General features: G+C 62.9%; 14 protein-coding genes and 1 pseudogene. 5 read left to right on the top strand and 10 right to left on the bottom strand.

What is annotated here, in order from left to right:
- The 3 genes from WBR57_RS07325 to WBR57_RS07315 all read left to right on the top strand — a co-directional run.
- Window positions 1-353 (top strand): DUF4136 domain-containing protein (locus tag WBR57_RS07325; protein ID WP_424083260.1); only part of this gene is annotated, 353 nt, incomplete at its 5' end.
- Window positions 354-398: 45 nt separating this feature from the next.
- Complete coding sequence (locus WBR57_RS07320) at window positions 399-956, top strand: DUF4136 domain-containing protein (protein ID WP_424083259.1); 558 nt, start codon at window positions 399-401, stop codon at window positions 954-956.
- A 78-nt stretch (window positions 957-1034) separates the two neighbouring features.
- Entirely contained in the window at window positions 1035-2984 is a 1950-nt protein-coding gene (locus tag WBR57_RS07315; protein ID WP_424083258.1) for a pilus assembly protein TadG-related protein, read from the top strand.
- Here the strand turns inward: WBR57_RS07315 and WBR57_RS07310 are convergent.
- Complete coding sequence (locus WBR57_RS07310; protein ID WP_424083257.1) at window positions 2981-5707, bottom strand: PAS domain-containing sensor histidine kinase; 2727 nt, start codon at window positions 5705-5707, stop codon at window positions 2981-2983. The genes WBR57_RS07315 and WBR57_RS07310 overlap by 4 nt on opposite strands.
- Window positions 5704-6147 (bottom strand): TadE/TadG family type IV pilus assembly protein, encoded by a 444-nt coding sequence (locus WBR57_RS07305; RefSeq protein ID WP_424083256.1) that lies wholly within the window; start codon window positions 6145-6147, stop codon window positions 5704-5706. The genes WBR57_RS07310 and WBR57_RS07305 overlap by 4 nt, the downstream gene beginning before the upstream one ends.
- 72 nt (window positions 6148-6219) lie before the next feature.
- On the opposite strand from WBR57_RS07305, the gene WBR57_RS07300 reads away from it, so the two are divergent.
- A complete protein-coding gene (locus WBR57_RS07300) occupies window positions 6220-6693 on the top strand; it encodes a prepilin peptidase (protein WP_424083255.1) in 474 nt (157 codons plus the stop codon).
- Between the two features lie 125 nt (window positions 6694-6818).
- Complete coding sequence (locus WBR57_RS07295) at window positions 6819-7607, top strand: response regulator transcription factor (RefSeq protein ID WP_424083254.1); 789 nt, start codon at window positions 6819-6821, stop codon at window positions 7605-7607.
- Between the two features lie 8 nt (window positions 7608-7615).
- Here WBR57_RS07295 and WBR57_RS07290 read toward each other — a convergent pair whose 3' ends face one another.
- From WBR57_RS07290 to WBR57_RS07255, 8 genes and pseudogenes are all read right to left on the bottom strand, one after another.
- Window positions 7616-7885, bottom strand: coding sequence for a DUF3613 domain-containing protein (locus WBR57_RS07290; protein ID WP_424083253.1), 270 nt, complete (start codon window positions 7883-7885; stop codon window positions 7616-7618).
- A gap of 10 nt (window positions 7886-7895) precedes the next feature.
- A complete protein-coding gene (locus tag WBR57_RS07285) occupies window positions 7896-8615 on the bottom strand; it encodes a tetratricopeptide repeat protein (protein WP_424083252.1) in 720 nt (239 codons plus the stop codon).
- A gap of 10 nt (window positions 8616-8625) precedes the next feature.
- Entirely contained in the window at window positions 8626-9513 is an 888-nt protein-coding gene (locus tag WBR57_RS07280) for a type II secretion system F family protein (RefSeq protein ID WP_424083251.1), read from the bottom strand.
- A 1-nt stretch (window position 9514) separates the two neighbouring features.
- On the bottom strand, window positions 9515-10396 hold the full coding sequence (locus WBR57_RS07275) for a type II secretion system F family protein (protein ID WP_424083250.1): 882 nt from the start codon (window positions 10394-10396) through the stop codon (window positions 9515-9517).
- Window positions 10397-10406: 10 nt separating this feature from the next.
- Window positions 10407-11678, bottom strand: a complete 1272-nt coding sequence (locus tag WBR57_RS07270; RefSeq protein ID WP_424083249.1) for a CpaF family protein — start codon at window positions 11676-11678, stop codon at window positions 10407-10409.
- Window positions 11675-12868 carry a pilus assembly protein gene (locus tag WBR57_RS07265; protein ID WP_424083248.1) on the bottom strand — a complete coding sequence of 398 codons (1194 nt, stop codon included), beginning with the start codon at window positions 12866-12868 and terminating at the stop codon, window positions 11675-11677. The genes WBR57_RS07270 and WBR57_RS07265 overlap by 4 nt, the downstream gene beginning before the upstream one ends.
- Window positions 12865-14082 (bottom strand): type II and III secretion system protein family protein, encoded by a 1218-nt coding sequence (locus WBR57_RS07260; RefSeq protein WP_424083247.1) that lies wholly within the window; start codon window positions 14080-14082, stop codon window positions 12865-12867. The genes WBR57_RS07265 and WBR57_RS07260 overlap by 4 nt, the downstream gene beginning before the upstream one ends.
- Window positions 14083-14101: 19 nt before the next feature.
- Window positions 14102-14419 (bottom strand): annotated as a pseudogene (locus tag WBR57_RS07255) (Flp pilus assembly protein CpaB); the annotation flags it as partial.

The following is a 14419-nucleotide window of genomic DNA, read 5'->3' as shown; positions in this document are numbered from 1 at the left end:
CCCTCGACCAGCGTGGTCTGCGCCCGCTGCATGACAACCGCCCAGCGGACCTTTTTGTAAGCGCAGATGTACGCCTGGAGAAGCGCCTCAAGCAAGTCCAGGATGATTACGGCTACGGTTACGGCGGCTATAACCGCTATGGCAACGGCTACGGCATGTATAACTCGGTGCCGATCGTGCGCACCTATGAGGTCCAGGTCGTGGTGGTTCGGGTTAATCTGTTCGATGCCCGCACCGGTCAGCCGGTGTGGAGTGCCAGCGCGGAAACCGGCAGCCAGGGCAGCCTGAGTGAGCGGGGCGATGCGCTGCGCCAGGCCGTGCAAAAAGCGATGACGGCGTATCCTCCCAGTTAACAGCTATTCTCATCTGATGCTTTGCTCGCTCTTTGGAGAACCACCATGCTTCGTCGTATCGCAACCCTCGCTTTTGTCGTGCTGCTGGGCGGTTGCCAGAACGCCCAGGTCAACCACGATTTTGATTCCAGTCGCGATTTTGCCGCCTACCGCAGTTGGGCCTGGAAAGACCCGGCCCTGCAATACCGCCCTGATGATCCACGCATCAAGAGCGACCTGACCGAACAACGCATCCGCCAGGCCGTCGGTGAGCAACTCGACCAGCGCGGCCTGCGCCCGGCAGCTGCAGGCACCCGGGCTGACCTGAACGTTCAGGCCTACCTGATCGTCGAGGACCGCCAGCAACAAGTCACCACCAACTATGGCGGTGCCTGGGGCGGCCCCTGGAACGGTTACTGGGGCGCGCCGATGTACAACGAAACCCGCAACATCACCTACAAAGTGGCGACCATCCAGATCGACCTGCTCGACGGCAAGGACGGCAAGCTGGTGTGGCGCGGCAGTGACGAGCAAATGATGGCCACCTCGCCCAATCCGCAGGACCGCGACAAGGCCATCCGCACCACGGTCACCCGGGTTCTTTCCAGTTACCCACCGCATTGAGACAGCCGGCCAGCGCACTCCTTTAGCCTTGTCTACACTCCACGGTAACGACGGAGAGTAAGTGCTAAGGAGTGCCTGATGTCTCCCCGACTAGGTTCAAGGCAGCGTGGTGCAATCGGCTTGATGGCGGCAGGCACCCTGGCGGTGGCCCTGGTGTTCATGCTGCTGGCGGTAGACAGTGGCCGGCTGTACCTGGAAAAGCGCAAATTGCAGTCCATCGCCGATACCTCCGCATTGGAGGCTGCCGGCCGTGGCGGGCTGTGCAGCCCCTCCACCACCGCCAACGATTACGCCAACCAGAACGCCGCGCGCAACGGATTCACCGTGGTTGCCGGCGACAACAGCCGTGGGCTGGCCGTGACCTGCGGCGCCTTGGTCACCAATGCCAGCAATATCCGCGTCTTTACCCCAGACCCGAGTAAAAACGATGCCATCCGCGTCGTCGCGACCAGCCGTGTGGCGACCAGTATCGCCAGTGGTATCTGGGGGATGTTCAGCGGTGCGCCGGCTTCCTGCCAGATGACGCTGAGTGCCACCGCCGTCGCTGCGTACGCACCGCCGGTGGCGCAGCTGACGATTCGCAGCAGCCTGGCATCGGTCGACTCCACGAAGTCGCCAATACTGAATTTTGCCATCGGCAGCTTGCTCGGCGGCAACCTGTCGATCACGGCGGGCGGCTGGAATGGCATCTTGCAAACCAATGTGAACCTGCTGAGTTACCTGGACCAGTTGGCGATCAACCTGGGGGTGACGGCGGGGGATTACACCGCATTATTGAACACCGCCGCGTCCGCGACCGACCTGGTCAATGCGGCGGTGACGCTGCTGCAAAAGAATGGTTCGGCGGCTCAGGCGGTCGTCAATGATGTACTGACGATCAAGGCGATCGCACCGAATACCAAGGTGCTGACGGTGGGGGCGCTGCTGAATGTCGCGACCGGTACGCCGGCGGCCGCGCTGAACTCCAGCGTGCAGCTGTTTCAGCTGCTGGAGGCTGTTGCGCAATTGTCCAATAGCAAGAGCGCCGCGAGTGTGGCCACTCAGGTGAATATCCCCATCGTGGGCAGCGTTTCGATTCAGACCAAAGTGATTGAGCCGCCGCAATTGTCGGCAATCGGCAACCCTGCGCTGGCGAAGGCCGGGCTGGCCAATACACCGCCCACCAATCAGATCTTTGTCCGCACCGCGCAGGTCAGGACCCTGGTGATTGTGCAGGCGCCAGGAATGAAGTTGGTATCGGGCGTTACCTCAATACTGACCGGGCTTGCGACACCCGTTTCAAAGATCGTCGGCGGGCTTTTGAACCTGAATCTGCCAGCAGTGGTCGGGGGCGTCTTGTGCCTGGTGGCGTGTAATGTCGCGGACGTCGATATCACTCAATCCCTGTCCATTTACCTGGAGGCAGCCAGTGCGGAAAGCCACGTGACGGATTTCAGTTGCGTCACGCCCGCGACCAAGTCGTTGACGGTGCAAGCGAGCACTTCACTTGCCACCTTGGGCGTTGGCTATGTTGACCCGGCTGCGGCGTTTTCCTCATTGGCACCGGTCAGCGTGCAGCCCGTCAGGCTGATTGACTTTGGCCAGCGCTATTGTGCTGTGCTGACGCTGCTGTGCGGTGCGCGTACCGCCGGCGTCGGCGGCGGCTTGAACCTGAAAGCCTTGACCACTGTGGCGGCGAAAACCAGCCCCTTGCTGTTTTTACCAGTGGCCGAAGTGAACGCGACTCCCACCTACAAAAGCCCGCCAGGCACCGCCGATATCATTGCCAGCCTGGGGGCTACATTGAGCGGTTTGCAGGTGACCTATGTACCGCCCATCGGCAGCACACCCGGCGCGGGGAACAGCACGGTCACCAGTGCGCTGACAACCGTCATCAGTTCGGTGACCAGCCTTGTGCAAGACGTACTGGCGCCGGTCCTCGATCCCGTCGTCAATACGTTGCTATCGGCGCTGGGCATCAGCCTGGGCAACGCCGAAGTCGGCGCTAACCTCACTTGCCATATGGGCCGCGCCTACCTCGTGATCTAAACCACCGGCAGTTCCACACAGAAGCGTGCGCCGTGCTCGCCGTTGGCCACGCTCAAGCGCCCGCCCATGTTTTCCACAATCCCGTAGCTCACCGACAACCCCAGGCCGGTGCCTACGCCAATCGGCTTGGTGGTAAAAAACGGCTCGAAAATCCGCTCCAGCAAACGCGGGTCAATGCCGCCGCCGTTGTCCTCGACCCAGATCCGCACATGCCGGCTGTCGTGCTCGCAATGCAGCGCGATCCAGGGCCGTAACCCTGGGTCTTTTTCGTGTTTGCTCAACAGCGCATCCCGCGCGTTGACCATCAGGTTGATCAGCACTTGCTCAAGCTGGTCGACGTAACCTTTGACCTGCACGTTGAAGTCCGCCGGTGTGACGCGCAGCTCCACGCCCTTGCCGCGCAGGCCTTCGCTGAGCATCGAGAGCGTGCCCTCCACGGCCTGTGAGGGGTCGAACGGCTGTTGCTCGATTTCCGAGCGGCGGCCGAACACGCGCATATGGTCGACCACCCGCGCCGCGCGTTGCACCTGGGTGTCGAGACGCTGGAGCTTTTCGGTCAGGTAGTCGATCTGTGCGTCGCCGTTGCTCAGGCGCTTGAGCACATTGACGATGGCCATGCGCATCACGTTCAACGGCTGGTTGATCTCATGGGCCAGGCCCGTGGCCATTTCGCCGAGGGTGGCCATTTTGGCGCTTTGCGTCAGTTGCTGCTGGGAGCGCCGGACTTCGGTGTTGTCGCGGCCCACCGCTTGTACTTCCACCAGAGCGCCGTTTTCGTCGAATACCCCGCGGTCCGACCACACCCACCAGGCGTGCTCGCGCCCGGGCAGTTCGAGGCTGATTTCGGCGGTACTCACCGGGAATTCCGGGCTCAGTTGGCGGATGCGAAGCACAAAGGCCTGGCGTTGTTCGTCCGATAACCAATGCCCCAGGTTCAGCCCCGGCAGCTGCGCCGGCAGGCACTCCAGGTAGTTGGCCAACGGCGTATTGCCGAAGGTCAGGGTCAGGTCCGGCTGATAGCGGCAGATCATTGCCGGGGAGTCTTCCACCAGGATGCGGTAGCGTTCTTCGCTTTGTTTGATCTGCTCGGCAGCCAGGGTCGCGTCGGTTACATCCAGCCACAGGCCGACGGCCTCGACCGGCAGCCCAAGGTCGTCACGCAGTAACTTGGCTTCGTCCAGCAGCCAATGGTAATGGTCCCGTTTGTCCCGCACCCGGTAACGGCTGCGCACATTGCCCTCGCGCAGGAGCTGACGGGTGCGCTCGAAGTAAATATCGCGGTCTTCGGGGTGGACCAATGACGCCAGGTTGTCGTGGTCGCAGTCGGCGAGGGTCCAGCCCAGCAGCGGCAGCAGGCTGTCGCTGAAGAACGCCGGGTGCAGGGCGCCGCTGTCGTAGCGCTGTACATAGATCACCGCCGGTGAACTGGCGATCAGGTTGTCCAGGCGCGCATGGGCGGCGGCGGCTTGCAGTTGCTGGTTCTTGATGTCGCTGATGTCGAGCATGAAGCCGATCCAGCGGCGGTCATCGCCCGCCCCCAGCACCTGGCCCTGGACGCGATACCAGAGGGGGTTGTGGTCGGCGTCGGTGCGCTGCAGGCGCACGCTGCTCAGCAGGGGTTTGCCCAGGGCCTGCAGGTCGTGCAGGCGGCTGCTGAGTTCCTCACGGTCGGCGGGGTGAATCAAATCCAGCCAGAGATCCAGAGGCTGGCGGGTTGCGCCGTCATCCTGACCCAGGCTGTGCACCAGTTGCGGCGCCAGTTGAATCTCGTGGGACGCCGGCAGCAGTTCCCACCAGCCGGTGCCGAGCAGGCCTTGCAGGGCTTCCATGCGGTCCAGTTGTTGATGGTCATGCTGTTCGCGCAAGCGGCTCAGCAGCGGAGCGGCGAGGGCGGCGGTGAGGTCCAGCCAGTCCTGGTCAAGGGTGTGCGGCTGAGCGCTATAGAAACCGCAGAGTAACCAGGCGGCGACGCCTTGGCCGTCGCGGTACGGCACCAGCAACCCCTGCGCGTCGCCGAACACGCTGTACAGGCGTGGGTTGTCGCTGAGGCCCACGGCCAGGCTCAGCGGCGCATTGCCATTGGCGCTGTCGAGGCTGGTGCCGAGGTGCTGGCCGGTTTGCCACAAGGCCGGCGCGTCGTGGGCCGCGTATTGGCTGTAGATTTGCCAGCCGTGGCCTTGCTCATCAGGCAAGGCCAGGGCGACACAAGGGATGTGCCAGCGCTGGGCCAGGCTGCGCAGATGCTCGTTGAGCACTTCGGGCATGCGGTTCAGGCTGCACACCCGCAGCTGCTCACTCATCCGGCAGGCCAGTTGATGGTTCTGCTCGCGGTGCTGGGCCTGTTTCCTGCCGATGAGCAGGTCGCCGACATCCAGTAAGTGCAGGGCCCAGCCGTCACCCTCGGGCTCGACCCAGCCGCGGGTGTGCAGCACCTGGCCGGCGACCGCCTGGAAGTCCAGGTCCAGGCTCTGGTGTTGCCAATCGGCAGGGCTGCCTTCGATGCTCAGGGCGCTTTCGGCACACAGCAGTTCCAGCAGCGCCGGCCCGGCCTCGGCGAAGGCGTGCGTCGCCAGCTGTGAGCGCAGGGTGCCGCTGATATTCAGCACGTGGCCGTGCTGATCGAGCTGCAGGTGCAGCCCCGGCGCGGGCGCGTTGGACGCTTCGAGGGCCAACGCGCCGGTGCGGCCCAGCAGGCGCCCGAAGAGGTTATCCCCCGAGGTCAAAACTGCAGGCTCGAACGGGCAGTCAGCGCGACGGGCAAACTCGGCACCGTGCCGACACCGGGGATCACCAGCGCCGGGAACACCGAATACAGATTGGACGTGGGGTAGTTGATCGCCACCGTCAGCGTGGTGCCCGAGTAGGTGCTGCTGATGTAGTCGCTGGAAAACTGGAAGCTGGCGGGAATCCAATTCAATTGGGTCACCACCGTGTCTTTTGCGCGCTGGGTAAGTTGGGTGGCGTAGGCGGTGCCCGCGGTCACTGGGTCCACCGACATGGACTGGCGTACCGCTTCGGCGGTCGCCTGGTTGAACGACTGCATCAACAGCAGCGGCAAGCTATAGCTGATCAACCCATAGAACACGGCAAAAAAGATCCCGAAGACCAGGGCGAACTCGATCGCCGCAGCACCTTTTTGCTTCCTTGGGAGGCCCATTTTCATGACTGCGTCTACCCTGACGGCTACTACCTCTTATCAGCATAGAATCAATCAGCGAAAAGGGATGTTTTTTAGGTGACTCATGGCTTGGTAATTGTGCTTTGGCTGGTGCTGTGCACAGTGCAGGATATTCGCCAGCGGCAGATCGCCAATGGGCTGACACTCGGTGTTGGGCTGCTGGCCCTGATCTACCTGGTGTGGGCCGGGTCTACGTGGATGGGCGCGCCAGCGGTCGACGGTGGCTGGGCTTTGGCCCTGGCACTGCTGTTGACGCTGCCGGGGTACGCCATGGGCCGCTTGGGTGCCGGCGACGTGAAGTTATTGTCATCCTTGGCCCTGGCCTCCAACGCTGACTATTTACTGGGCACGCTGATCGGCGCCGGTGTAGCGCTGGGCGCGTGGGCGCTGCTGGCGCCCGGGCTAAGGCCGCTTATGCGTCAAGGGCTTAGCACGCAGCGTTGGGATGCGGCTGCGCAAGCGTCAAAAAAGCAGCCCTTTGCACCCTTTGTTTTGACAGGTTTTGCGGCGTGCTGGTATTGGATCCATTAGTCGCGCGGGCCGACTAATGCTATGTACATAGTCGGAAAGTAGGGCTAGGTTTATTGAGCAGATGTAGAAAATTCTTAGTCAGAAGGGATAGGTCAATCTATTGGCCGTCAGGCATGGAGTAGCGAGTGAATAAGCTTACGTCAGCAGTGAAAGTGCTCGTGGTCGACGACCAGCCGTTAATCGTGGAGGAGCTCTGCGAGTTTCTCGAAAGCAGCGGCTACCGCTGTGTCCCTTGCGAAACCAGTCGGCATGCCTTGGAGCGTTTCAGCGAGGACGCTGAAATCGGCCTGGTGCTGTGCGACCTGCATATGCCGGACATGGACGGTATCGAACTGGTCCAGGCCATGCAGAAGATCGCCGGCAAGCAACGTGCGTTCGAGGCGATCATGCTCACTGGCCAAGCCGACAAGCAGGACGTGATCAAGGCCTTGCGCGCGGGCATCTCCGATTACTACCAGAAGCCGATCAACCTCGATGAATTGCTCGAAGGCGTGCAACGCCAGGAAGCGGCGCTGGAAGAGCGCCGCAAGGACCTGCAACTGGGGCACCTGAACCAGAAGTTGCAGTACCTGTCCGAGTCGATCAATGACCTGTACCAGGACCTCGACAAGGTCCGCCGCAGCCCAGGCACGGCATTGGCGGACGATGGCGAACGAGTCTCCGAAGAGGCCGGGCCAGTGGAAATCCCGACGATTTTCAACCAGCTGTCGCCGCGCCAACTGGATGTTGCGCGCTTGGTGGGCAAGGGCCAGACCAACTACCAGATCGCCTGCGAGCTGGGGATCACCGAAAACACCGTCAAACTCTACGTGTCTCAGGTGCTGCGCCTCACCCACATGCATAACCGCACTCAGCTGGCGTTGGCGCTGTCGCCGAGCTACTCGGCCATGCGCCATCCCGTGACCGCCCACTGACGCACGCGTTACTGGCTCTTCCCTCCTTTGGATGCCCCACCCGATTCCGATTCAAAGAACTCCGGAATCGGGTGCTTGTTGCTGTCCAGCCAGCGTTGCATGGCTTGCTCGCGTTCCGCGGGGGTAGTTTTCTGTGGTGTTGCCGACGCGGCACGCCCGTTGATCTGCAGCGCCATCCAGTTCTCGGTTTCGGCCTGCTGCGGCGAAGAGGGCCCGGGTTCGATGGCCTGCGCCACCCAAGGCAACAGCGCCAGGCCAGCCAGATAGTGAAATTTCATCATCAACCTCCTATTTCATGAATGCCGACAACGTATCTACAGTCGCCACCTGCTCCTTGGGCGGCCGAGGCGCGGGAGCTGGGCCCTTGAGTTTTTCGGCTCGGGCCTGGGCGTCAGTCACCTGTTCGGGGCTCAGGCCCAACTGGCTGACGACTTTCGCCGCTTGCCCCCAGTCATTCTGATAGATCAACAAGGTCACCAGATTGACGGCGGCCAATGGGTCGCTCTGCTTGAGCTCAATGGCGGTCATGAACTCAAACCGCGCGTCTTCAAGGCGCAATTGGTTGAGGTACACCACGCCCAGGTCATTGCGCACTTTTTCGTCGGCGGGCGCCAACTGCGCCGCGCGCTGCAGATGGTCCATCGCCTGGCCATTGTCGCCCTTGGCTGCGGCCAGTTGCCCCAAACCGTGTTCGCCTTCGGCGGTCATGCAAGTGCCCAGCAGGCTGCGGTACAACGGCTCGGCTTCACTGCGCCCCAACAAGCGGTAGTTGCGCGCCTTGCGCTGGCGCACCTGGGGCAAGCTGTCGGGCAGGCTCTGCAGGTTGGCGAGGCTGGCGTGCAGCTTGCCTTCGTTGGCCAGGTCATCGGACAGGTTGAGCGCCAGTTCCTGGTTCGCGCTCGGCTTGGTGCAACTGCCCGGTGAGCTCAACGCCGCCCACGGAGATTGGCCATCAGTGGCGCAGCCGCCGAGCATCAGCAGGGCCAGGCCGGCAATCAGTACTTTCATCGAGGTCTCCTCAAAAGTGCGCCAGCGCGCGGGCGATGCCGATAAAGGCCGGGCCGCCAAGCACGATCAGCAGGGCTGGAAACAGAAATACCATCATCACCACCGACATCTTTGCCGACATCTTCGAGATGTATTCCTGCAGGTTGGTCAGGCGCCGGTCATCGAGCAATTGCTTGAGGGTCAGCAACGATTTCATCGCACCGCCACCCTGCTGGATCAGTTGCTGCAGGATGATGCAGGTGTCGGTGAACTCATCCACTTCAAGCAAGCGCGCGGTCTTGCCCAGTTCCTCGCTCAGCTCCAGCCCGGAATCCACCCGCGCCAGGATCAGGCGCAGCTCGTGGGTGAGGCTGGGCAGCAGGCGCTGGGCTTCATTGCCCAGCACGCGCAGTGACTGTTCAATCGCCATGCCCGACTCGAACAGGATGCGCAGCAGCGGAATGAAGGTCGAAATTTCTTTGGCAATGCGTAGCTGGCGGTGTTTGGCGGCCGCCGCGAGGACGCGCTTTGGCAGCAAGTAGCCCAGGCCCAGGGCGATCACCGGAATGATCCAGGCCGGGCTCATTTGCGGGAAGAGTATTTCCTGGCAGAGCAGGGTCAGGCCCGCCAGCACGATCGGGACACCGACCTGCAAGGCTGCAAACAGCGAGCGCTGGTTAGCCTTGCGCCAGCCCACCCGGTTGAGCAGGATCTGGGTTTCGTTGTCCAGGCTGACCGAGCGCTGGGCCAGGCTGCTGCTGCCCAGTTGGCGGATAAACGTACCGAGCCTGTCATCGCTGGTCATCCGCCCTTGCAGGCGCTCGGCGATCCGGCGATTACGCCGGCGATGTTCGAGCACTCGGCCGCCCACCAGCACCAAGGCGGCCAGCAGCATCAGGGCGCAGGCCAGCAGAGCCATCTTAAACACTCCTCAGCATGCGCCACATGGCGAAGGTGCCCGTCAGGTCCATGGCCAGTGCCACGAGCAGCATCGTGCGCCCGGTGTCGTCGTTCCACATGGTCATCAAGTAGCCCGGGTTGACCACGATGAAATAACCGACCATCAGGATCGGCAGCCCGCCCAGCACGTACGCGGTCATGCGGGTTTCGCCGGTCATGGCCCTGAGTTGACGGGCGCCCTGTTCCCGCTCGCGGATCATCTTGATCAGGTTTTCCAGCAACTCACTGGCGTTGCCGCCGTAGCGATGGTTGACCTTGAGGCCAAGGGCAAACAGGCGGAATTCATCCTGTTCATAGAATTCGGCGAAATCACTGACTGACTCCGGCAGGCTGACGCCCATGCGCACGTTGCGTTGCACGCGACCCATGGCTTCCTTGAGCGGGTTTTCCACGCTTTCGATCCCGCCCAATACCGCGTCGGCCAGGGTTCTGCCGGACTTGAGACTGCGCACGCTATGGTCGAGCAACTGCGGCAGTTGCTCGACCATACGCTGTACACGTTGCTGATAGCGCCAGGCGATAAAAACGCGCAATAACAACGGCGGCGCCACGACCATCACCAGCAGGCCCAGCCGGTCGGCAAGCATGTAGCCCAGCAGGGCGCCGACCATCCAGCCGCTCAGCCACAGGCCCAGGCGCTCAGAGGGTTTGCCCAGCCCGGCGCGCAAAAACATGCGCTCAAGGCCGGCCCAGCGGGTGTGCTGCTCCTGGGCTTCGGGCTGACCGTCACCCAGGCGTTGCAGCACACGGTCGGTCTGGGCCTTGCGCAAGCCATTGTGCAGCAGCCAGAACGACAGGCCGATCAGCAGCAGGCAAACAAGCAGCAACATAGGTCCCGTCATCAGGCGCTCCCTATAACGGCAAGGCCGATTCGCGGCGCAGTTTATCGCCGGCAGGGTTGAGCGCTTCGCGCAGGAAACCGAAGCCGGTGCGCCGGTCCAGGCGGAACAGGGTGTTGGTGACATACACGTCATCGCGCACGCCCACCACTTCCACCACCTCGCTCACGCAGCGGCGGCCATCGGGCATGCGCGTCAGTTGGATGATCACGTCCAGCGCCGCGCAGATCATCTGGCGCAAGGTTTTTTCCGCGATCACCCGGCCGGTCAAGCCCACCAGGGTTTCCAGACGCAGCAGCGCGTCCTGGGCATTGTTGGCGTGCACCGTGCTCATGGAGCCGTCGTGGCCAGTGTTCATCGCGGTCATCACGTCAAGCACTTCCACGCCGCGAATTTCGCCGAGGATGATGCGGTCCGGGCGCATCCGCAGGGCGTTGCGGATCAAGTCACTGGACCTCACCTCGCCGTGGCCTTCGGCGTTGGGCGGGCGGGTTTCCAGGCGCACCACATGCGGGTGGCCCAGTTGCAGTTCGGCGACGTCTTCGATGGTCACCAGGCGTTCGTGGGGGTTGATCAACTGGCTGAGGATATTCAGCAGGGTGGTCTTGCCGGTGCCGGTGCCGCCGCTGATCAGGATGTTGCAGCGCTTGCCGACGGCCTCCTGGAAAAACTCGAAAATGCTCTGGTCGATGGTTTGCATGGCCACCAGGTCGCTGCTCTTGAGCATGTCCTTGCGGAATTTGCGGATCGACAGACACGGCCCGTCCAGAGCAATCGGCGGGATAATTGCGTTGACCCGGCTGCCGTCGGGCAGCCGCGCGTCGACCATCGGCGAAGACTCGTCCAGGCGTCGGCCCAGCGGCGCGAGGATGCGCTGCATCACGCGCTCTACGTGGTGGTCGTCGATAAAGCGCAAGTCACTCTGGTGCAGCAGGCCGTCGCGCTCGATGAACACCCGGTGCGGGCCGTTGACCAGGATTTCCGTCACCGATGGATCACGCAGCAACACTTCCAGCGGGCCAAAACCGGTGAGCTCGTCGACGATCTCTTCGGCCAGGCGCTCCATCTCGTAGCGCGAAATCGCCAGGCGCATGCGCGTGATGTAATCGGAGACTTTGTCGGTGACAAATTGCGCGAGGGACTGGCGCGTGCCTTCGAGCAGGTTCTTCCCCGACTCCTCGATGGCGTCGATGATGTAGCGATGCAGCACCAGTTTCAGGCCGTCGTGATCGCTGTTGCCGCCAGCGTTGCGCGCCGGGCCGCCGAAGAGTTTTTCGCCGTTCATCGTCCCGACCCCAGGATGCGTTCAAACCAGCGCATTGAAGGTTTCGCCAGGCCCTTGGAGCGTTTCGCCAGGCGCTCGCCCAAGGTCCGCACGGCTTGGGTCAAGGGTTCACGGGGCGCCAGGGCAAACAGGGTCTGGCCCTGGTTTTTCACGTTCAGGCGCAGTTCGGCGCTCAGCGGCAGCACCGCGATGCACTCCAGGCCGAAGCTTTTTTGCAGGGCTTCGGTGTCCGGCGCGCACGACTTGATGTAGCGGTCGACCACCAGTTTGGCGTGGTCAAGCTTCATGCCTTTGTCGCGCCAGCGGTTGAGCACCGCGAGGTTGCGGCGACAGTCCAGTACGTTCTGGTCGGTGCACCACAGCAGCTTGTCGCAGTGGCTGACAAAAGTGCGCAGCGCTTCGCTGTCGGGTTGCCCGGTAATGTTCACGACAATGTGTTGGAAGTGTTGGCGCAGCGCACTGAGCAGCATAAAAAGCTCGGCGGCGCTGGTGAGTTTCAGCGGTTCGTCACCCGTGGCGTACGCCAGGATGCGCAACCCGTCCAGGGCTGTGGTGAAGGCACTGTTGATCAACGTGGTGTCGAGGCGGCGCAAGTGGCGCAAGGCATCGCCGAAATTGAAGGTGCTCTCCAGGCCCAGCAGGGCCAGGCTGTCACTGCGTGGCAGGCCCAGGTCGAGCAACAGGGTTTGCTGACCGCTTTTTTGCACCACCAACGCCAAGTGGGTCGCCAGCATGGCGCCGTCGGCGTTGCTCTGGGTGCCGAACAGCACAGTCAGGCCGCCCAGTTGGGCATTTGGCGTGACGGTGGGCAGGCGCTTGCTCAGGCGCCGCACCAGCCCTGCCACCTCACTGGAGCGCGAGCCGTAGGCGACGAAGTCACGGGCACCGGCACGCATCGCGTTGAGCACCAGCTGGTTGTCCATGCCATCGCCGAGGGCGACCACGGCGAGCATCGGTTTGGCTTCCAGGGCGCCTTCGATCAATGCGCTCTGGGCCACCACGTTTTCGCGGTCCAGGCCCACGAACACCAGGCTGGCGAAGGTCACGTCGACCAGCGCCAGCAGTTCGTCGAGGCTGCCGGTGCCGGCGCTCACGACTTGCCCCAGGGGCGCCAGCGCGCCCTGCAGCCACTCAAGGTCGGTGGTGTTGCGGGTGATGGCGAGAAAGGTCTGGCTCAGGCTATCGCTCATTGGGAAAGTCCACTGCGGCGGTCGAAATTGCCGTTTTCCAAGAAGAACAGCCGGTACCAATTCGGGTCGTAGCTGCGCAGTTTTTCGCCGGGCAGGGAGGGCAGTTGTGCATTCGCGGCCAGTGGCTGGACCAGATGCGGCGTGACGATCATCAGCAGTTCTTTTTCTTCGCGGTTGATGTTGGAGTCGCGGAAAAACGCGCCCAGGATCGGGATGTCGCCCAGCCCTGGAAACTTGCTGATGGTGGAGCGGTTGTTGGTGCTGATCAGGCCGCTGATCACAAAACTTTCGCCATCGGCCAGGGACACGCTGGTGTCGGTGCGGCGCACGGTCAGGGCCGGAACCTGGATGCCCTGGATCACCACGGCGTTGCTGTAGTCCAGCTCGCTGACCTCGGGCGCGACCTTGAGGGTGATGCGGTTGCGGTCGATCACGGTCGGGGTCAGGGTCAGGCGAATGCCGAACTCCTTGTACTCGATGGAGATGGTGTCGCTGCCCGCGCTGGGCACCGGGATCGGCACTTCGCCGCCCGCCAGGAACGTCGCGCTCTGGCCGCTCAGGGCAACCAGGCTGGGGCGTGCGAGGGTGTAGGCAAAGCCGCTGCGTTCGAGGGCATTGATCATCGCTCTGACCCGGCCACCGCCAAAACCGACGTTGAAGCTTTCGGTGCTCACCGGCAGTTTGAACACGCCCTCCGACGGCGACAGAAGATTCGGGCTGCCGAGAAAAAAGTTGGTGCCCACACCGAGGAAATGGGTGCTGGCTTCCTTGAGCTTGGTGCGGCTGACCTCGACAAAACGGATGTCGGTCTGCACCTGGCTGGGCAGTGTCGGGTCCTCCGAAGGCGACAGCGACAGACTGGTCAGTGCCGACGTGGCCTTGCCTTTGACGAACACCATGCTCTGGCGCGGCGTGGTCGAGCAGGCGGTCCAGACCATCAGGCTGGTCGCGCCGCTGCCGACGCCGGTGAGCAGGAAACTGCGGTCGCCGTTGACGCGCACGTCGGCGATTTTCGGGTCGCCAATCGCCAGTCGGGTAATCGCCACCGGCGATTGCAGCTCCTGTTGCAGGCCTTCTCCCACCTCGACCACGGCAGGCAGCTGGCCCAGCGCGCTGCAATTGGCGGGTGCCGCGAGTGCCATGCCCACTGGCAGGCTCGAGAGCATCAGGGCCCAGGCCATTTGCGTGAACAGGGGGGCGTAGCGATGGCTCATTCAAGGCATCCTTGCTCGATCACGGAGTTTGTGGCGCCGCTTGGGCACCGCGAATCACTTCAATGCCGCGGCGTACGCCAGGCGCACCGCTGGCCACCGCGACGCGTTTTGGCGGGCCGGTCAGGGCCAGTTGGGTAAATTGGTAGAGGTCGCGGTTGGCGCTTTCGAGTTTCTGCGGTGCATCGCTTTCACCGGCCCAGTAACGGCTGAGCAGTTGCTCGTCGGCGCTGCGCACGGCCAGGCGGATCACGCCGGCCTGGACTGCGAGCATCATGCGACTCAATAAAGGCTCCGGCACGGCCAGTACCACGGTGCGTGCGGCGGCGCGGCGCTGGGC

Origin of the sequence: Pseudomonas sp. (genome assembly GCF_049590575.1) — a bacterium.
In the GTDB taxonomy this organism is placed as follows: Bacteria; Pseudomonadota; Gammaproteobacteria; order Pseudomonadales; family Pseudomonadaceae; genus Aquipseudomonas.
Note: the sequence above shows the minus strand (reverse complement) of the source record. Positions and strands in the feature narration are given on the sequence as shown.